The organism is Acidovorax sp. 22279 (assembly GCF_052045435.1).
Classification (GTDB): Bacteria; Pseudomonadota; Gammaproteobacteria; order Burkholderiales; family Burkholderiaceae_C; genus Acidovorax; species Acidovorax delafieldii.
Genome location: NZ_JBQEOV010000009.1, coordinates 150,702 through 168,285, shown reverse-complemented (window position 1 = coordinate 168,285; position 17,584 = coordinate 150,702). Strand labels below are relative to the sequence as shown.

At 63.2% G+C, this 17,584-nt stretch carries 17 protein-coding genes and 1 riboswitch; of the genes, 4 read left to right on the top strand and 13 right to left on the bottom strand.

Annotation, left to right across the window (positions count from 1 at the left end; translation table 11 throughout):
* Positions 1-38 precede the first annotated feature (38 nt).
* A riboswitch (cobalamin riboswitch) is annotated at positions 39-276 on the bottom strand.
* Between the two features lie 158 nt (positions 277-434).
* The 3 genes from ACTJKQ_RS13710 (at position 435) to ACTJKQ_RS13700 (ending at position 2,237) form a co-directional block, all read left to right on the top strand.
* On the top strand, positions 435-659 hold the full coding sequence (locus tag ACTJKQ_RS13710) for a hypothetical protein (protein ID WP_015014799.1): 225 nt from the start codon (positions 435-437) through the stop codon (positions 657-659).
* Positions 656-1,027, top strand: a complete 372-nt coding sequence (locus ACTJKQ_RS13705; RefSeq protein ID WP_056064363.1) for a cell division protein ZapA — start codon at positions 656-658, stop codon at positions 1,025-1,027. The genes ACTJKQ_RS13710 and ACTJKQ_RS13705 overlap by 4 nt, the downstream gene beginning before the upstream one ends.
* A 394-nt stretch (positions 1,028-1,421) precedes the next feature.
* A complete protein-coding gene (locus ACTJKQ_RS13700) occupies positions 1,422-2,237 on the top strand; it encodes a sulfite exporter TauE/SafE family protein (protein ID WP_440597141.1) in 816 nt (271 codons plus the stop codon).
* 60 nt (positions 2,238-2,297) lie between these two features.
* On the opposite strand, the gene ACTJKQ_RS13695 is transcribed toward ACTJKQ_RS13700, so the two are convergent.
* The 4 genes from ACTJKQ_RS13695 to hemN form a co-directional block, all read right to left on the bottom strand.
* Positions 2,298-4,742 (bottom strand): EAL domain-containing protein, encoded by a 2,445-nt coding sequence (locus tag ACTJKQ_RS13695; RefSeq protein WP_440597140.1) that lies wholly within the window; start codon positions 4,740-4,742, stop codon positions 2,298-2,300.
* Positions 4,739-6,061, bottom strand: a complete 1,323-nt coding sequence (locus ACTJKQ_RS13690) for an HD-GYP domain-containing protein (RefSeq protein ID WP_056064371.1) — start codon at positions 6,059-6,061, stop codon at positions 4,739-4,741. Before ACTJKQ_RS13690 ends, ACTJKQ_RS13695 begins: the two co-directional genes overlap by 4 nt.
* 203 nt (positions 6,062-6,264) lie before the next feature.
* Positions 6,265-6,990 carry a sulfite exporter TauE/SafE family protein gene (locus ACTJKQ_RS13685; protein WP_440597139.1) on the bottom strand — a complete coding sequence of 242 codons (726 nt, stop codon included), beginning with the start codon at positions 6,988-6,990 and terminating at the stop codon, positions 6,265-6,267.
* Positions 6,991-6,995: 5 nt separating this feature from the next.
* Complete coding sequence (gene hemN / locus ACTJKQ_RS13680; RefSeq protein WP_440597138.1) at positions 6,996-8,378, bottom strand: oxygen-independent coproporphyrinogen III oxidase; 1,383 nt, start codon at positions 8,376-8,378, stop codon at positions 6,996-6,998.
* Between the two features lie 189 nt (positions 8,379-8,567).
* Between hemN and fnr the strand changes: the two genes are divergently transcribed.
* Positions 8,568-9,290 carry a fumarate/nitrate reduction transcriptional regulator Fnr gene (fnr, locus tag ACTJKQ_RS13675; RefSeq protein WP_440597137.1) on the top strand — a complete coding sequence of 241 codons (723 nt, stop codon included), beginning with the start codon at positions 8,568-8,570 and terminating at the stop codon, positions 9,288-9,290.
* A 110-nt stretch (positions 9,291-9,400) separates the two neighbouring features.
* Here the strand turns inward: fnr and ACTJKQ_RS13670 are convergent, their stop codons facing one another.
* From ACTJKQ_RS13670 to ACTJKQ_RS13630, 9 genes are all read right to left on the bottom strand, one after another.
* A complete protein-coding gene (locus ACTJKQ_RS13670; protein ID WP_288851439.1) occupies positions 9,401-9,694 on the bottom strand; it encodes a hypothetical protein in 294 nt (97 codons plus the stop codon).
* A 57-nt stretch (positions 9,695-9,751) separates the two neighbouring features.
* Entirely contained in the window at positions 9,752-10,030 is a 279-nt protein-coding gene (locus tag ACTJKQ_RS13665) for a FixH family protein (RefSeq protein WP_056064383.1), read from the bottom strand.
* 64 nt (positions 10,031-10,094) lie between these two features.
* The gene (gene ccoG / locus ACTJKQ_RS13660) at positions 10,095-11,540 is read right to left on the bottom strand and encodes a cytochrome c oxidase accessory protein CcoG (protein ID WP_440597136.1); all 1,446 of its coding nucleotides are present in this window, start codon (positions 11,538-11,540) and stop codon (positions 10,095-10,097) included.
* Positions 11,541-11,621: 81 nt separating this feature from the next.
* Entirely contained in the window at positions 11,622-12,536 is a 915-nt protein-coding gene (gene ccoP, locus ACTJKQ_RS13655; RefSeq protein ID WP_056064389.1) for a cytochrome-c oxidase, cbb3-type subunit III, read from the bottom strand.
* 24 nt (positions 12,537-12,560) lie between these two features.
* Complete coding sequence (locus ACTJKQ_RS13650; protein WP_015014811.1) at positions 12,561-12,698, bottom strand: CcoQ/FixQ family Cbb3-type cytochrome c oxidase assembly chaperone; 138 nt, start codon at positions 12,696-12,698, stop codon at positions 12,561-12,563.
* A 16-nt stretch (positions 12,699-12,714) separates the two neighbouring features.
* Positions 12,715-13,347: a cytochrome-c oxidase, cbb3-type subunit II gene (gene ccoO / locus ACTJKQ_RS13645; RefSeq protein WP_056747154.1), complete on the bottom strand. Its 633-nt coding sequence runs from the start codon at positions 13,345-13,347 to the stop codon at positions 12,715-12,717.
* Between the two features lie 18 nt (positions 13,348-13,365).
* The gene (gene ccoN / locus ACTJKQ_RS13640) at positions 13,366-14,805 is read right to left on the bottom strand and encodes a cytochrome-c oxidase, cbb3-type subunit I (RefSeq protein WP_099730653.1); all 1,440 of its coding nucleotides are present in this window, start codon (positions 14,803-14,805) and stop codon (positions 13,366-13,368) included.
* Positions 14,806-14,869: 64 nt separating this feature from the next.
* Positions 14,870-15,007: a cbb3-type cytochrome oxidase assembly protein CcoS gene (gene ccoS, locus ACTJKQ_RS13635; protein ID WP_010460651.1), complete on the bottom strand. Its 138-nt coding sequence runs from the start codon at positions 15,005-15,007 to the stop codon at positions 14,870-14,872.
* A complete protein-coding gene (locus ACTJKQ_RS13630; RefSeq protein WP_440597178.1) occupies positions 15,007-17,517 on the bottom strand; it encodes a heavy metal translocating P-type ATPase in 2,511 nt (836 codons plus the stop codon). The genes ccoS and ACTJKQ_RS13630 overlap by 1 nt, the downstream gene beginning before the upstream one ends.
* Positions 17,518-17,584 lie beyond the last annotated feature (67 nt).

Genomic DNA, 17,584 nt, shown 5'->3' with positions numbered 1-17,584 from the left:
ATGTGGGTGATACAGCCGCGCAGCGCCAAAAAAGGGCGCACGCAGCCACCGTGTTGGCCGGTATCCGGGCTGGCGGAACACCCCCCCAATGCCTTCCCAGGCGCTTGTTCAAGGCGCCCAGTGGCTTATGGATGGAGAGAGAATCAGGTGATTCGTCCGCTGACCGTTGCGGGGGCAGCGCAGGCTGGGCGGGTACCGGTGGTACGGCGCCTCCCTGCTTCCCGTTGAACTGCGGCATGTGAACCACACCGCGAGCACCAACCTGTGGATTTTACGACCGTTTACAAGCTGCTCCCAGCGCGCCAGATCAAGCGGGCAACTCCGCATGGCACCCACGCGGCCGACAATGCACTTGTATCTGTTGCGCATTGCACACCACTGCAGCTTGGGGCCAGGGACCGCTCGGTGTCACACCGCCTACAATCCGAGGCTGTATGGCAATACCGTCCCCCACCGACCAGATCGCCGAGCGCGTGGAGCGCCTGCTGCTGCGACATGCGGAGTTGCAGCGCACCAATGCCCTGCTGGCTGATCAAGTTGCGGCACTGACGCAGGAGCGCGACTCGCTCAAATCCCGCTTGAGCGCAGCACGCGCCCGGGTGGATGCGCTGCTCGAACGCCTGCCCGCCGCCGCGCCGCTCACGAAAGAAGCCGAATGAAGCAAATCGAGGTGCAGATCCTGCAGCAAAGCTATCTGCTGACCTGCCCCGAGGGCCACGAAAGCCGCCTGCTGGACGCCGTGGAGCGCGTGGACACCGCGATGACGCGCATCCGCGATGCGGGCAAGGTCCGGGCGCGGGAACGTATCGCCGTACTGGCCGCGCTGAACCTGGCCTTCGAGATCGCCGACCGCGAAGCCGCAGACCTTGCGGCTGCAGCACAGCCCGTGGCAAGTCCATCTGCCAGTGCCAGCGCTCCCGTGGTGGGGCACCAGGAAAGCCTGCTGCCGGATACCGACCAGCAGCGCCTGCAAAGCTTGGTACAGCGTCTGGACGACGCTCTGGGCGACGACGGACGCCTTCTCTAGTCCTTGGTGTGCTGAGGCACACCGCTCCTCCTGCCCGTCCGTCACAGCCGCTTGCGGGCTTTACATCACCCCGAGCGCGCAGCGCCCGCTGGCAGCACCTACAATTGGCGTGTCTGCGAAGCTGTCGGGCTTTATATTTCCTTGAACCAATGCTCATTGAGCTCGGGCTTGGTACATCGTCCGGTGAGCGTGATCATCTCGCGTCAGATGAACCCAACGCCAGGCTGCCCTCGCCCACCTGAACCCCCGGTTCAGGATGAGAGTTCGGTGGCATTCGCAGACACCCTCTTCCCCATGCCCTGTTATCGCAAGCACCCGCTGGTGCTTCCGTGACAGGGCATTTTCTCGCGGCTCCCCGCGTGCTCTGTTGTTCTTTCTTGACTGACATCCCGCCATGCTCGATCCCCTGCTGATTGTTGAACTCGGTGTGCTCGGCCTGGCCACAGGCTTTCTGGCGGGACTCCTGGGCATTGGGGGTGGCATGCTGCTGGTGCCGTTCCTGACCTACATCCTGGGCGCGCGTCAGGTGTCGCCCGACTTGGCGGTGAAGATGGCAATTGCCACCTCCATGGCCACCATCATGTTCACCTCCATCTCCAGCGTGCGCGCCCACCACCGGCGCGGTGCAGTGCGGTGGGACATCGTCACGCGCCTGGCGCCTGGCATCGTGCTGGGCGGGTTCATCGCCAGCCTGGGTGTGTTTGCGCTGCTCAAGGGCTCGTTTCTGGCGATCTTCTTCGCACTGTTTGTGAGCTTCTCGGCCACGCAGATGTTTCTGGACAAGAAGCCTGCGCCCACGCGCCAGATGCCGGGTGGCGCAGGCCAGGTGGCGGCGGGCGGCGTGATCGGATTTCTGTCAGGCCTGGTCGGCGCGGGCGGCGGCTTTGTCAGCGTGCCCTTCATGACCTGGTGCAATGTGCCCATCCACAACGCTGTGGCCACCAGCGCTGCGCTGGGGTTCCCCATCGCGCTGGCCAACGTGATCGGGTACGCCATTGGCGGACAGAACGTGAGCGGCCTGCCTCCAGCCTCCCTGGGCTACGTCTGGCTGCCAGCACTGGGCGTGATTGCAAGCTGTAGCGTGCTGACGGCCCCGCTAGGCGCTAAAGCGGCCCACAACCTGCCCGTCAAGCAACTCAAGCGCGTGTTTGCGTCGCTGCTGTTTGGCCTGGCGGCTTACATGCTGTGGAAAGGCGTTTCGGCCGCCTGAGGCCGACACAGAGGCGGACTCTCCGCAGTCCGCCGCGTTGCAACATCTGAGCGCTCGGCGTCAGGTGTTCAAAGGCCGGTGGCGCCCCTGGGCCTTGAGCGGCAAGGGTTTGCTCAGCAGGGCACGGAACTGGTCGGCCGGCAGCCCGGGCGCGCACAAAAAGCCCTGGTAGTGCTCGCACTGCATTTGCTGCAGCACCGCCTGCTGGGTTTCAGTCTCCACCCCTTCAGCCACCACTTCGATGTGCATGGCACGGCCCATGCTGATGATGGCGCTGACAATGGCCCGGTCGCCATCGTCGTCGGGCAGGCCACGCACAAAAGACTGGTCGATCTTGAGCTTGTGGATGGGGAGTTTCTTCAAATAGGCCAGGCTCGAATAGCCGGTGCCGAAATCGTCGATCGCCAGTCCGATGCCCAGGTCCGCCAACACGCGCAGACGCTGCTCCATCTCCTGCGCGTCCTGCAGCAGGATGGTTTCCGTCAGCTCCAGTTCCAGCAAAGTAGGTGGCAACTGGTGCACCGCCAAGAGGCGCGTGATGCGGTCCACAAAGTCGGGCTGGCGAAACTCCAGCGCTGATACGTTCACGGAAATCATGATGGGCGAGCCGCTGTGCATCCAGAGTGCGGCCTCACGCACCGCCTGCTCCATCACCCAGGCGCCCAAGGTCACGATGTAGCCCGACTCTTCCGCCAGCGGAATGAACACTGCAGGCGATACCGCGCCAAACTCGGGATCTGTCCAGCGCAGCAGCGCCTCGGCCCCGGTGATGCGCCCGGTCGTCATGTTGACCTGGGGCTGGTAGTGCACGGCCATGCGCTGCAGACCCAGTGCCTGCCGCATCGCATGCTCCATCTGCATGCGCGCGAGCAGGTTGGCATTCATCTGCGGCTGGTAAAAGCCATAGCTGCCACGGCCACGCTCCTTGACCCGGTACATCGCGGTGTCGGACTGCTTGATCAGGTCGTCCAACGTGGCGCCATCCTGCGGGTACAGCGCGATGCCAATACTGCACTGGATCGAGAAGCCCATGCTGTCGAGCATGAAGGGCTTGAGCATGTCGTCCAGAATCCGGCGCGCCACGCTCTCCGCAACGGATGCGTCGCCACCGTGCAGGTAGATGACAAATTCATCCCCCCCCAGGCGGCACAGCATGTCGGTTTGCCGCAAACAGGTCTGCAGACGCTCGGCCACCAATTGCAGCACCCGGTCCCCAAAGGGGTGCCCCAGAGAGTCATTGATGATCTTGAATCGGTCCATGTCCAAAAACAGGATCGCAAAGCCGGTGTCGCTCTGGCGTGCTCCCTGGATGGCGGTATCCACCCGCTGAGACAGCAGCAGGCGGTTGGGCAGACCGGTAAGGGCATCGCTGTAGGCCAGCTCTTCGATTCGCTTTTGTGCGGCATGCTGCAGTGTGAGGTCGCGCATGAAGCCAATGCTTTGCACCAGCCGCCCTTCATCATCCCGCAGGGCCACCCAGGACAACTGGACAGCACAATACGCGCCGTTGTCACGGGGCAGCCACAACTCGCCTTCCCAGAAGCCATCCTGCGCCCAGCCCTGCAGGACCTGCTCCATGAACGAGGCATCCGAGCCACCGCCAAAGAGCGAGGCCGCCACACAGCCTTCAAAACCCTTGGCCGTGGGCCCCACGAGCCGCTCACACCCCGGGTTCATGCGCATGATGCGGTGCTGGCTGTCTGCGATGAAGATCGCATCCAGACTGGACTCGAACACGCGCGCGGCCAGGCGAAGGCTGGCCTGGATCTCCGTCTGGCGGGTGATGTCCCGGAACGAATACACCCGGCCCACCGCACGGCCCTGGCTGAACTGCGGCACCGTGCGCATCTCCAGCACCACACCATTGCGCAACTCGACGATGTCGGTGCTCTCTTGCGTCGGCTCGCGGTCGATGGCTGCCAAGCGTTCGGCATACAAACGGGCGTCTGCCACCTGGTCCGCCATGAAGGCGTATACCGCAGCATCGTCACGCTCTACCAGCAGCTGGCGCGGCAGGTTCCACAGTTGCGCCAGGCGCTGGTTGAATGCCCGCACACCGCCGTCCAGTCCACACACCAGCATGCCGTCGGCAGCGGAATCCAGAGTGGCACGCAACTCAGAGAGCAATGTCTCCAACTCGCGCTCGGTGGTCTCCTGGCGGCTGCGGTCCAGCATGGTCAGCAGCAGCACACTGGTGCCACTCGCCCCCCAAGGCACTCGCCGGACGCAACGCTGCACCGGTACCAGACTGCCATCGGCACGCAGCAAACTGGTGTGGGCTGGAACGCCTTGGGCAATCACATCGGCCGGCTCGGACCAGAACGCCAGCTCCTGGGGCGTGCTGGCCAGATCCAGCACAGACCGCCCCTGCATGTCAGCGGCAGACAGCCCTGTCAGACGCTCGGCGCCTGCGTTGGCTTGCAGAATGTGCTGGTTTGTCTCATCCAACAGCCACACGGCCTCCTGCAGGCCATCCAGCCATCCGAGCGCTTGCAAGTCGTTCACGCCGAGGCCTCGTCAGGGCCGGGACTGACCGCTCGCTCAAAAAAGTAACAGATCCGCTGTCGAGGCGACAGGTAGTCCAGCGCGTCACGCGGGAGCTGCGCGGGCTTGAGGCTGCGCCGTATGCCCAGTTCAGGTACGGTTTCCAGATCCAGTATCGGCGCTTCATCCTTCGGTACGCGCGGGTCGTGCACGATGACCTTGGGCCGCAAAGGCCGCGACGAATTGACCGATGCCACGATGGCATACCGGTCGTTGACCAACTGCACGATGGAGCCGGGCGGGTACACCCCCATCATGCGAATGAAAGCCCCCAGGACCACCGAATCAAACCGCGCCTTGAGCTGGGCAAAGATGACGGATAGCGCCTCATGCGGCGTCAGCGCCGTCACACCCATGGCCGGGTTGCACATCCGGTCGTATTGATTGACCAGGGCCAGGACCTGGCTCATGCGCCCCAGGTCAGGCCCCTTCAAGCGTTGGGGAAACCCGCTGCCGTCACACATCTCGTGGTGCCGGGCCACTGCAGTCAGCACCGCATCGGCAAACCCCATGCGTTTGGCCAAGGCCACGGATTCCACCACGTGGGTCTCGTAGCGCGTGCGCTCCATGGGGATCATGGAGGGCGTAGGCTGACGCAGATTGGGCGGCAGCTTGAGCTTACCGATGTCATGGATCAACGCGGCAACACCCAGATCGTGCAGCTCCTCGCTTTTCATGCCCAGGGACCGACCCAGCAGCAGCGATATCACCATCACATTGATCGGATGCAATCCGTTGCGCTCGCCCACGCCCTCGGACAGCAGCCGGATGACGGAGTCGCCGTTTTCCAGCAGTTCGGTAACACACCCCGAAACCAGTGCCTCCCCCTTGGCCCTGGCCTGGTCCGGGTGCTCTGACACCGTGCGCTCCATGGACTGGTACTGCCGCGTGGCTTCCGAGAAACGCTGGTTGCAGGCGGCCAAGGCCCGGTTTTGCGCTTCCAGCAGCTCACGGCGACGCTGTGCCTCGGGGTCCACGACAGTGGTCGTGCCAGGCCCGGGCGCATCCAGACCGTTGGGCGGCGGCACTGTCATTTCAGGCACGCTCCAGGCGGCCGGCACCAGCTCCTGGAGTTCAGGATCGCTCTTCTTGGGGACGTAACGCACCTCGGTCAGTCCCAGCTCCCGCAAGGTGGTGATCTGCTCCGACGACGCAACCCGAAAACTGCTGGTCGGGAACGGATGATGCATCCAGCCCACGTCGAGCTGGATGTACATGCCGACACGCAGTTGGCTGATGTCGATGAGGATGGATGAGTTCACGTCAGGCGCACGATACATGGCGACATCAATGCCACCAATAGTTACGCAGATTATCACCAGTTCCAGTGACGTGGCGAAGAACCGGCAGGCCGCGCAGCGATCCGGCAACACTTGACTGAAAGCGGGCCTGGCTGGACCACCCCAGTCCCCGCGACAAAGGCATCGCCCACCTTCCAGCCGCGGGGCGACTGGGTTCATGTGGACGGATCAGCGCCGCGCGCTCAGCGGCACCAGAGCGACGGCTTGTAAATGAGATCCATCCACAGTGCCCAGGCAGCGACCGCGCACAGCATGGCGCCTGCGGCCCTCGTGCCCCACTGCGCCCGCGCGAGATTCAGGCGGTTGCGAAGGCTGCTCCAAGCCCAGGGGCCGCCCACCAGCCACACCCCGCTGCCCACTGCAAACAGAGCCATGGTCAGGGCACCCTCCAGCGCCCCCCCGCTGAGCGCCGCGACCAACAGGGCCGAATAGAGCAGTCCACAAGGCATCAGGGCCCACAGGACCCCGGCCGCCATCACTCCGCCCGGTGCCCCGACCAGCGGACGAACACGCGCCCACACGGAGCGACCCGCCTGCTCCACCCAGGCAGGCTGCCGCGACTGCACCATCATCATGAGCCCCCAGGCCATCACCGCCACATGCATGAGTGTCCAGGCGGGGCGCAGCGCGCTGGTTTGCTGGGTCAGCCATGCCAGACTGTCCATGGCCAAGGCCGCCAGTGCACCTGCGCTGGCATACCCCACCAGGCGCCCTGCGTGAAAGGCCATGGTGCGCTGCAGCGCACCGCCACGCGGCGCCCAGCGCACCTCCTGCTCCGCACCACCGTCCGCCGGTGCTGCGCCGCCCTGCCGCACCAACGCTCCGCAGGGCGCAGAACACATGGCCAAGCAATGGGACCCGCCGGCGAGTCCCATGAGCAAAGCAGTCCAGCCAACAGTGGCAAGCATAGGTGTCAGATGATGCGCGAAAACCGGGCGCGGTTGCGGTCCGCCTGCAGATAGCGGTCAAAAACCATGGCGATACCGCGCACGAAGAACCACCCGGTGGCGGTCACTTCAATGCCCTCCGGCCCCACCCGTACCAACCCCTGCTCCCGCATACCCTCCAGCTGCGCCAACTCTGCTGCGAAGTACTGGCGGAAATCGATCAACCACGCCTGCTCCATCGGCTCGAACAGCAGCTCGCCCTGGCACATCAGGGCCATGATGGCCGCGCGGCGCACCAAGTCGTCGCGGGTCAGGGCCAGCCCGCGGACCACAGGCAGCCGCCCTTGGTCCAGGAAGTCGTAGTACTCGTCCAGCGTCTTGGAGTTCTGGCTGTAAGTCGCCCCTACCCGGCCGATGGCCGATACGCCCAGCCCAATCAGGTCGCAGTCTGGCTGCGTGCTGTAGCCCTGGAAGTTGCGGTGCAAGCGTCCCTGGCGCTTGGCCACAGCCAGTGCGTCGGTAGGCAGAGCAAAGTGGTCCATGCCCACATAGACATACCCAGCGTCCATGAACGCATCGAGTGAGCGCGAGAGCATAGACAGCTTGCTCGCGCCCGTGGGCAATTCGGCGGAGATGATGCGACGCTGTGGCTTGAAACGCTCCGGCAAGTGTGCATAGGCATACAACGCAATGCGGTCAGGCCGCAGCTGCGCCACCTGCGCCAGCGTGCGGTCAAAAGACTCTGGCGTCTGGCGCGGCAGGCCGTAGATCAGGTCCACGTTCACCGAATCAAAGCCCAGCGAGCGGGCGGACTCCACCAGCGCAAAAACCTGCTCCGCAGGCTGAATGCGGTGCACGGCCTTTTGCACTTCGGCATCAAAGTCCTGCACGCCAAAACTCAGGCGGTTAAAACCCAATTCAGCCAGGAGCGCCAGACGCTCGGAGTTGACCGTGCGCGGATCCACTTCGATCGAGTATTCACCCCCGGGCGCCAGCGTGAAGCTGCGCTTGAGCATGGCCATCAGCTCTCGCAAGCCCGCATCGGAGAGGAAGGTGGGCGTGCCACCGCCCAGGTGCAATTGACTCACCACCTGTCCTACGCCACAGTGCGCGGTGTGCAGGTCGATCTCGCGGCTCAGGTAGCGCAAGTAGACCTCGGCGCGGTCATGGTGTTTGGTGATGATCTTGTTGCAGGCGCAGTAGTAGCACAGGGATTCGCAAAACGGGATGTGCACGTACAGGGACAGCGGCATGGCCTTGGCCAGCGTGCCCGAACGGCGCTGTTGCAGCGCCAGCACATAATCTTCCTGACCGAAGGCCTCCACAAATCGGTCGGCCGTTGGATAGGACGTATAACGGGGCCCTGGCACGTCAAAGCGGCGCAGAAGATCTGGCGAAACAGCAGTCATGGGGAAATTTCCTTGCGTACACCTTGACTGTGCCGTAGGCTCCGGGACATGTCCTTGACCTGCATCAAGTGAACCAACAAGCGATACGGCGACAATTTGATGAAGGTCAGCCGCTCGCCCGCGCCCTGTATTCAGGTTCGTGTACGGCAAGCACGATATGCTCGACCAACAACCCAAGTCCATGTGCCTATGAACCCGCTCACCATCAAAGTCGCCTGCTCCAACTGCAACCTCCGCGAGCTGTGCATGCCCGTGGGCTTGAACGAAGAGCAGCTCCAGCGCATTGACGAGGTGGTTGCCGTCCGTCGCAGAGTCAAACGCGGAGGCACGCTGTTTCGCAATGGCGAGTCCTTCACGTCCCTGTATGCCATCCGCACCGGGTTCTTCAAGACCTGCGTGGCCACAGAAGACGGTCGCGACCAGGTCACGGGCTTTCAGATGGCGGGCGAGATCATCGGGCTCGACGGCATCGTCAATGACCACCATACCTGTGATGCGGTGGCACTTGAAGATGCTGAAGTGTGTGTCATGCCTTTCGACCGCATTGAAGAGCTGTCACGCGAAGTCACAGCCCTGCAGCACCACGTGCACAAGATCATGAGTCGCGAGATCGTGCGCGAGCACGGCGTGATGTTGCTGCTGGGCAGCATGCGTGCCGAGGAACGCCTGGCTGCCTTTTTGCTAAACCTGGTGCAGCGCCTGCATGCACGGGGCTTCTCGCAGTCGGAACTGGTGTTGCGCATGACGCGCGAAGAAATCGGCAGCTACCTCGGTCTCAAACTCGAAACGGTCAGCCGGACCTTCTCCAAGTTTGTGGAAGAAGGGATCGTGGAAGTCAAACAGCGCCATGTGCGCATTCTCGACACCGATGCCCTGCGACGCATTGTGAACAGCCAGCAGACCTGCCACTGACGACACTGACACCGAGCCACTTCCACGCGGACGGTGGGTTCCGCACCAAGTACAACCATCTCTTGCGAAACGGCATGCACTGCATGCCCAGACAAGCAGGCGAAAAAGGCTCAGGGGCAGGACGATGTCTTGCGGCAATCTTCAGGGCGCTCACCATCGGGCACCGGGCACCGGTTGACCTCGAACGGAGACATGGACAGCAGTGTCGTCAATGCGCTCGTGGCCATGGTGATGGTCCAAAACACAAAAAATGCGAGGGTGTACACCCCTTGCCGTGACAGCGCCAGGGGCTGACCGAACCAGTGCAGGTCCTGGGGGTCCACCATGGCAAAAACCAGCATCTCCAGCACGCCCGCCATCAAGAAGGCGGGCCATGCAATCCACATCAGGCGTTGCGTCCACATATCGGTTCTGTCTCCTGGTGCTGCCTGGGGTCGCTGGGGGCAGCGACCGGAGGGTTGTCAGCGTGGTTGGTCTTGCACGGGGGTGGCCGCATGGTTGCGGGCCTTGAGTGCCGGTGCCAGGCTTTTCTCCGGCGCCACCAAGGTCTTATTGATCTCAATGCCCTGGCGGTAGTAATCCTCGGCCACCACCGGGTCAGGCCGAGAAATCGCCAGCCACAGCGTCACAAAGCCAGCCACGATCACGATGGCAGGCCCGGCAATCACCAGCCACACATGGCCGAACTTCCACCAGGGCACGGGAACTGCCGGTGTCGCGATGGCAGGGTTTGAAGACATGGTGCTCTACTCCTCAACAATATCGGTCAAAGTGCGGCCCTGAAAGGCCCCAACGGGATGCCGCTCAACGCGGCACAAGAAACACGGATTTTTCCGTCACGTGGGCAGCTGCCCCTACTGCCTGCACGTCAAACTGAACCGCATGCGAGCCCGACTTGGCGGAACCGTACGGAATCTGCAAACGCACGGCCACCCAGCGCGACTCTGCTGCGCCAATATCCACTTCGGCCTCGGAGGCCACCTCCAGCCCCTCCAGTCCACGCGCACTGATGCGGTAGCGCTGTGCGCCCTCCGTGGCATTCATGATCTGCAGCCGGTAAATATTCTCCAGTTTGCCCCCCGCCACAATGCGCGAGAGCGCGGCCCGGTCACGCACGACATCCACCTTCAGCGGCGTGCGCACCACCAGGCTGGCCAGCATGGCAACGCACAGTGCTACCAGCACGGCGGTGTAGATCAGCACACGGGGACGCAACACGCGACGCAGCATCTGGGACTGCGTCCAGCGCTTGGCCACACCGTTCTGGGTGGAATAGCGGATCAGGCCACGCGGGTACTGCATCTTGTCCATCACCGTATTGCAGGCGTCCACACACAACCCGCAACCAATGCACTCATATTGCAAGCCCTTGCGGATATCGATGCCCACCGGACAGACCTGCACACACAGCGAGCAGTCAATGCAGTCGCCAAGCCCCTGGGCCTTGTAGTCAATGTTCTTCTTGCGCGGGCCGCGCTGCTCGCCACGCTCAGGGTCGTAGGTGACGATGAGCGTGTCTTTATCAAACATTGCACTCTGAAAGCGCGCATAGGGACACATGTACTTGCAGACCTGCTCGCGCATGAAGCCTGCGTTGCCGTAGGTGGCAAAACCGTAGAACAGCACCCAGAAAATCTGCCAGCCGCCTTCAAACGCCAGCAGCTCGCTGCCCAGTTCGCGGATGGGCACGAAGTACCCTACGAAAGTGAACCCAGTCCACAGGGCCACGGTGATCCACACCACCTGCTTGAGAAACTTTTTGCGGATCTTCTCGAACGTCCAGGGACCGTTGTCCAGACGGAGGCGGGCACTGCGATCGCCTTCGATCTTGTGCTCGATCCACATGAACATTTCGGTGTACACCGTCTGCGGACAGGCAAAGCCACACCACAGTCGACCTGCCACGGCGGTGAAGAGGAACAGCGACAGCGCCGAAATGATCAGAAGGCCGGTGAGATAGATGAAATCCTGCGGATAGAGCACCAGGCCAAAGATGTAGAACCTGCGAGCCCCGAGATCAAACAGCACCATCTGGCGCTGGCCCCATTCAAACCACGGCAGCCCGTAAAACACCAGCTGCGTCAAAAGCACCATGCCCCAACGCCAGCGCGCAAACAATCCGCTGATCGAGCGCGGGTAGATCTTCTTTTGCGCTTCGTACAGCGAGATGATCTCGCCCGCAGAGGACGCATCGGCGGCGACTGGCGTAATCGGGATGACCTTGCGAGCAGGCTCGCTGGGTGTGCTCATGGTGTCGCTTTATGAACGGAGGACAGGCTTACTCTGAAAAGAAAACCCGGGCAGTGCCTCAAGCACCGCCCGGTGGACATATCAACGTGCAGCCACCTGCTTGTTCGACAGGCCCCACACATAGGCAGAGAGTACGCCGATCTGCGCCTCGGTCAACTTCTCGGCCTGTGCAGGCATCTGGTTGACCTTTCCGTTATTGATCATGGCCGTGATGGCAGCCTCGCCCCAGCCATGCAGCCAGATATCGTCGGTCAGATTGGGTGCACCCAGTGCCTGGTTGCCCTTGCCATCCATGCCGTGGCAGGCCGCGCAAGCCGCAAATTTGGACTTGCCCAGCGATGCACGCAGCGAGTCGTGCGGGCTACCCGACAGGCTCAACACGTAATGCGACAGGTTGCGCACGTCTTCTGGGGTGCCCACGGCCGCTGCCATGGGGGGCATGTTGCCGATGCGGCCCTTCTCCAGTGTCTCGCGGATCTTTTCGGGTGTGCCGCCATGCAACCAGTCGTTGTCCGTCAGGTTCGGGAAGCCCTTGCTGCCGCGTGCATCCGAGCCGTGGCACTGCGCGCAGTTGTTCATGAACAAGCGCTCGCCAATGGCATGGGCCTGCGGGTCCTTGGCCACGTCTTCGGGCTTCATGGATACAAAGCGGGCATACAGCGGCTCCAGCTCCGTCTTGGCCTTGGCCATCTCGGCTTCGTACTCCCCCTTTTGCGTCCAGTTGAGCTTGCCGGTAAAGCTGCCAAGACCTGGGTAGGCAGCCAGGTAGCCCAGGCCAAAGACGATGGTGATGACGAACAGCCACACCCACCAGCGCGGCAGGGGGTTGTTCATTTCAACCAGGTCCTCGTCCCAGACGTGGCCGGTGGTGTTGTCGGAGGTGGCAACCACCTTCTTGCGGCCTGCCATCCAAAGCAGGATGCCGCAGGCGATGATGCCGACCAGGGTCAGCGTGGTCACAAAGACCGACCAGAAATTGCTGGTGAAGTCACTCATGGGGTGTTCTCGTTCTGGTGAAGGTCAATCTGTCTCGAAAGGCAGCTGGGCTGCCTCGTCGAACCGGGCCTTGTTGCGGCCTCGGTAGGCCCAGACCCAGATGCCAATGAAGCAGGCCATCGATGCCAGGGTGGCGACGATGCGCATGGTGGTGATGTCCATGGGATATCTCCTTTGCTTACTTGAGCGCACGGCCCATGACTTGCAGGTAGGCGATGAGCGCGTCCTGCTCCGTCTTGCCCTTGACCTCACCCGCCGCAGCGGTGATCTGCTCGTCGGTGTAAGGCACGCCCACGGTGCGCAGGGCCTTCATGCGGGGAGCCATCACTGCGGGGTCCACCTGGTTCTTTTCGAGCCAGGGGTATGCGGGCATGTTGGACTCGGGCACCACATCGCGGGGGTTGTTCAGGTGGATGCGATGCCATTCGTCGCTGTACTTGCCACCCACGCGGTGCAGGTCAGGCCCCGTGCGCTTGCTGCCCCACTGGAAGGGATGGTCATACACAAACTCGCCCGCCACCGAGTAGTGGCCGTAGCGCAGCGTCTCGGCGCGGAAGGGGCGGATCATCTGCGAATGGCAGTTATAGCAACCCTCGCGGATGTAGATGTCGCGGCCCGCCAGCTGCAGGGCGTTGTAGGGCTCCACACCCTTGACCGCCTCGGTCGTTGATTTCTGGAAGAACAGGGGCACGATCTCGACCAGACCACCAATGGCGATCACGATCAGGATGAGCACGATCATCAGAAAGTTGTTGGTCTCCACCTTTTCATGGGAGAAACCGGTCGAAGCAGATGTGTTGTTGTTGGACATGAATGATCTCCTTCGGACTCAAGCGTGGGCCGCGTTCACAGCAGGAATGGCCACCTTGACCGAACGGCCCGAGATGGCAGTCAGCCACACGTTCCAGGCCATGACCAGCATGCCGCCCAGGTACAGCAAGCCACCCGCCACACGGATCACATAGAAGGGATAGGTGGCCTTCACGCTTTCCACGAAGGTGTAGGTCAGGGTGCCGTCGGGGTTGACCGCGCGCCACATCAGGCCCTGCATCACGCCGGCAATCCACATCGCTGCGATGTACAGCACGATGCCGATGGTGGCCATCCAGAAGTGCAGCTCGATCGCCTTGACAGAGTGCATCTTGTCCTTGCCGAACAGGCGCGGCACCAGGTAGTACAGCGAACCCATCGAGATCAGGCCCACCCAGCCCAGGGCGCCGGAGTGCACGTGGCCAATGGTCCAGTCGGTGTAGTGGCTCAGGGCATTGACGGTCTTGATGGACATCATCGGGCCTTCGAACGTGGACATGCCATAGAACGACAGCGACACGATCAGGAAGCGCAGGATGGGGTCATCACGCAGCTTGTGCCATGCGCCCGACAGGGTCATGATGCCGTTGATCATGCCGCCCCAGCTGGGGGCCAGCAGGATGAGCGAGAACACCATGCCCACCGATTGCGTCCAGTCAGGCAGCGCGGTGTAGTGCAGGTGGTGTGGGCCCGCCCACATGTACGTGAAGATCAGCGCCCAGAAGTGGACGATCGACAGGCGGTAGCTGTACACCGGACGGCCCGCCTGCTTGGGGATGAAGTAGTACATCATGCCCAGGAAGCCAGCGGTCAGGAAGAAGCCCACTGCATTGTGGCCGTACCACCATTGCACCATGGCGTCCTGCACACCGGCATAGGCCGAGTAGCTCTTCATCATGCCCGCAGGGATGGCTGCGCTGTTCACCAGGTGCAGCAGAGCCACGGCCAGGATGAAGGCACCAAAGAACCAGTTGGCCACATAGATGTGCTTGACCTTGCGGGTGCCAATGGTTCCGAAGAACACGATGGCATAGGACACCCAGACCAGCGTGATCAGGATGTCAATGGGCCATTCAAGTTCAGCGTATTCCTTGCCTTGGGTGTAGCCCATGGGCAGGCTGATGACCGCTGCCGCAATGACCAGCACCCAGCCCCAGAAGGTGAATGCGGCCAGTGGGCCAGCAAAAAGCCGGACCTGGCAGGTGCGCTGCACCACGTAGTAGCTGGTAGCAAACAGCGCGCTACCGCCAAAACCAAAGATCACCGCATTGGTGTGCAAAGGTCGCAAGCGGCCATAACTCAGCCACGGAATGCCAAAGTTGAGTTCTGGCCAAGCCAACTGGGCGGCGATGATGACGCCCACCAGCATGCCGACCACCCCCACCACCACGGCCAGGATAGAGAACTGCCGCACGACAGTGTCGTTGTAGTGCGCAGCATTTGTTTTTGGAAAATCCATCGGGCACCTCTTTGTATTGCAGTAAGAGTTTGTTGCAGTCGCGGCTATCGGGCATTGACACAAGTCAACCGTCTCGGAGAATGCGCTCCCCCTCTTGTTCGACGCTCTCGAACTGCCCGTGGTACACCGCCCACCACAGGCCTCCCAGAATCAGGAGCACCAGCATCACGGACAAAGGAATCAGCAAATAAAGGATGTCCATCAGACAGGCTCCAGTGAGGTCTTCGAAAGATCAAGGGGCGGCTGCGGCGTGCTGCCAGCCACGGGGTCGGGGCGTGCAGGCAACGCCACCGTGGGCAATGGCGCACTACTGTGCGAGCCAGGCAAGGAAGGCAGGTCGCGCGCGAGGCGCGCTGCGTTGAGCACCACCAGCAGCGAACTCAGCGCCATGCCCAGCCCGGCCAGCCAGGCGGGCATCCAGCCCAGCACCGCCAGCGGCACGCACAGCGCGTTGTAGGCCGCAGCCCACCACAGGTTCTGGCGCACCACGCGCAGGGTGCGGCGCGCCAGCAGCACCGTTTGCGGCACCAGCACAAGGCTGTCGCCCAGCACTACAAAGTCCGCCCGAGACTGCGCCAGTGGCACGGCACGGCCGAAAGCAAAAGAGACATGGGCCCCCGCAAGCACCGGGCCATCATTGAGGCCATCACCCACCATGGCCACGTGGTGTCCTTCCGACTGCAGTGCCCGTAGCGCTGCCAGCTTGCCCTGCGGAGTGCACTCGCCCTGGGCATGGGCAATACCAGCCTGCGTGGCCACCCGCTGCACTGCACCCCGGCGGTCACCCGACAGCAATTGCACAGCCACACCGTCCTGCTGCAAGGCGTGCACCACGGCGGAGGCCTCAGCCCGCAGGTCTTCCACCAGATCAAAGCGGGCCAGTTCGCGCAAGGCTCCATCTGCCGATTGCTCAGAGAGCACGACCTGCAGCGCAGCACCGTTGGCATCGTTGGCAACGCCCGCATGGCGGGCAGAGCCCAAGCGGATCGTGCGAGCAACTGCTGCCCCGGTGGTGTCCTCCACGGTAGCAGTCAGCCCCTGCCCTGCATCCTCTTGCAGACCCGTCACCTGCCAACGCCCCAACGGCAGCTGCTGTGCAGAAGCCGCCGCAGCCAAGGCCCGCGAAGCCGGGTGCATGGACTGGCGCGCGAGCGCTGCGGCCAAGTCCAGCGCCTCTTCTGCACTGCAACCGCCCGCAGGATGCACCGCTTGCAGCGCCATGCCGTCGCGGGTCAGCGTACCGGTCTTGTCAAACACCATGGTGTCCACCTGGGCCAGCGCCTCCAGCCCCTGCAGATTGCGCACCAGCACGCCGTGGCGCGCCAGCGTGCCTGCCGCCGTGAGCATGGCCACCGGGGTGGCCAGCGACAACGCGCACGGGCAGGTGACGATGAGCACGGCCACCCCCACCATCAGCGCATGCCCGGGGTCCGACGACCACCAGTAGGCAACCGCCAGCGCCGCCGCCAGCAACACGGCGACCAGGAAAGGCCGCGCAATGCGGTCCGCCAGCTGCGCCAGCCGTGGCTTCTGCAGCGATGCGCTCTCCATCAGTGCCACGATCTGCGCAAAGCGGGTTTGCCCACCCGTGCCTTCCACCAGCACCTCGACCGGCGCCTGCAGGTTGTAGCTGCCCGCCGTCACGGCGCTGCCAACAGGGCGTGCAACGGGTGTGGATTCGCCCGTCAGAAGAGCCTCATCGGCGTGGGTGCTGCCTGCCGTGATGCGGCCGTCGGCGGGAAACGCCTCGCCGGGCAGCACACGGATGGTGTCTCCCACCACAATGCGCCGCGTGGCCACGCGGGTGAAGCTGCCATCCGCCGCTCGCCGCTCCACACTGTCGGGCAGGCGGTTCATCACGGCCTCCAGCGCACCCGCCGTGCGATCCCGCAGGCGCAACTCCAGCCAGCGGCCAGTGAGCAGGAAGAACACGAACATGGTCAAGGAGTCGTAGTACACCTCCTTGCCAAAGATGCCTGCAGGGTCAAAAGTGCCAGCGGTGCTGACCACGAACGTGATGGCCATGCCCAACGCCACAGGCAGGTCCATGCTGACGCGGCGCAGGCGAACGTCTCGCAGCGCGCTGGTAAAAAATGGACCACAGGAAAAGACCACCATGGGCAGCGTGATGACCCAGGAGGCCCAGCGCAACAGCTGCTCCATCTCGCCCGACAGGTCGCCCGGCTGTGCCACGTAGGCGGGCCACGCATACATCATCACCTGCATCATGCAAAAGCCCGCCACCAGCCAGCGCCACAGCGCACGGCGGCTCTCGCGCAGGCGCTGGTCGCGCGCAAACGCATCCATGGCGGGCATGGCACGGTAACCCGCGTGGCGCACGGCCTCCATCCACTGCGACGGCAATACCCGGCCAGGCTGCCACACCACGCGCGCCCGGCGCGTAGCGGCGCTCACATCGGCTTGCAACACGCCGGGCACGGCCCGCAGGGCGTCTTCGATCGTGAGGGCACAGGCCGCGCAGTGCATGCCCTCCAGCACCACATGGGAGTCCCATGCGGTGGCTGCACCGTCGGCCGTTGCAGGGTCGGTGGCGCCACCTGGCAAGGGGCTACCGGCAGGGGTGCAGGGTCGGCCGAACGCCAGCCATTCCTGGGGGTCATCCAGCAGCTCTACCCGCTGCGGCGGCAACGGATCTGCCACGCTGTCAGAAGGATGCCCCGCAGAAGAAGCCGGCGCACCGGGTTGAAACATGGACATGGTTCAAGCCTATCTGTGGGGCATGACAACTACATTGACCTGGATCAAGCCCCGGAACATG

Bases quoted from the DNA above. Each gene is read 5' to 3' on its own strand.
- ACTJKQ_RS13650 (WP_015014811.1), bottom strand. From the start codon at position 12,698: ATGGACATCACCACCATGCGCATCGTCGCCACCCTGGCATCGATGGCC.
- ccoP (WP_056064389.1), bottom strand. From the start codon at position 12,536: ATGAGTGACTTCACCAGCAATTTCTGGTCGGTCTTTGTGACCACGCTG.
- ccoN (WP_099730653.1), bottom strand. From the start codon at position 14,805: ATGGATTTTCCAAAAACAAATGCTGCGCACTACAACGACACTGTCGTG.
- ACTJKQ_RS13710 (WP_015014799.1), top strand. From the start codon at position 435: ATGGCAATACCGTCCCCCACCGACCAGATCGCCGAGCGCGTGGAGCGC.
- ACTJKQ_RS13700 (WP_440597141.1), top strand. From the start codon at position 1,422: ATGCTCGATCCCCTGCTGATTGTTGAACTCGGTGTGCTCGGCCTGGCC.
- ACTJKQ_RS13630 (WP_440597178.1), bottom strand. From the start codon at position 17,517: ATGTTTCAACCCGGTGCGCCGGCTTCTTCTGCGGGGCATCCTTCTGAC.
- fnr (WP_440597137.1), top strand. From the start codon at position 8,568: ATGAACCCGCTCACCATCAAAGTCGCCTGCTCCAACTGCAACCTCCGC.
- ACTJKQ_RS13685 (WP_440597139.1), bottom strand. From the start codon at position 6,990: ATGCTTGCCACTGTTGGCTGGACTGCTTTGCTCATGGGACTCGCCGGC.
- ccoS (WP_010460651.1), bottom strand. From the start codon at position 15,007: ATGGACATCCTTTATTTGCTGATTCCTTTGTCCGTGATGCTGGTGCTC.
- ACTJKQ_RS13670 (WP_288851439.1), bottom strand. From the start codon at position 9,694: ATGTGGACGCAACGCCTGATGTGGATTGCATGGCCCGCCTTCTTGATG.
- ACTJKQ_RS13665 (WP_056064383.1), bottom strand. From the start codon at position 10,030: ATGTCTTCAAACCCTGCCATCGCGACACCGGCAGTTCCCGTGCCCTGG.
- hemN (WP_440597138.1), bottom strand. From the start codon at position 8,378: ATGACTGCTGTTTCGCCAGATCTTCTGCGCCGCTTTGACGTGCCAGGG.
- ACTJKQ_RS13690 (WP_056064371.1), bottom strand. From the start codon at position 6,061: ATGTATCGTGCGCCTGACGTGAACTCATCCATCCTCATCGACATCAGC.
- ccoO (WP_056747154.1), bottom strand. From the start codon at position 13,347: ATGTCCAACAACAACACATCTGCTTCGACCGGTTTCTCCCATGAAAAG.
- ccoG (WP_440597136.1), bottom strand. From the start codon at position 11,540: ATGAGCACACCCAGCGAGCCTGCTCGCAAGGTCATCCCGATTACGCCA.
- ACTJKQ_RS13705 (WP_056064363.1), top strand. From the start codon at position 656: ATGAAGCAAATCGAGGTGCAGATCCTGCAGCAAAGCTATCTGCTGACC.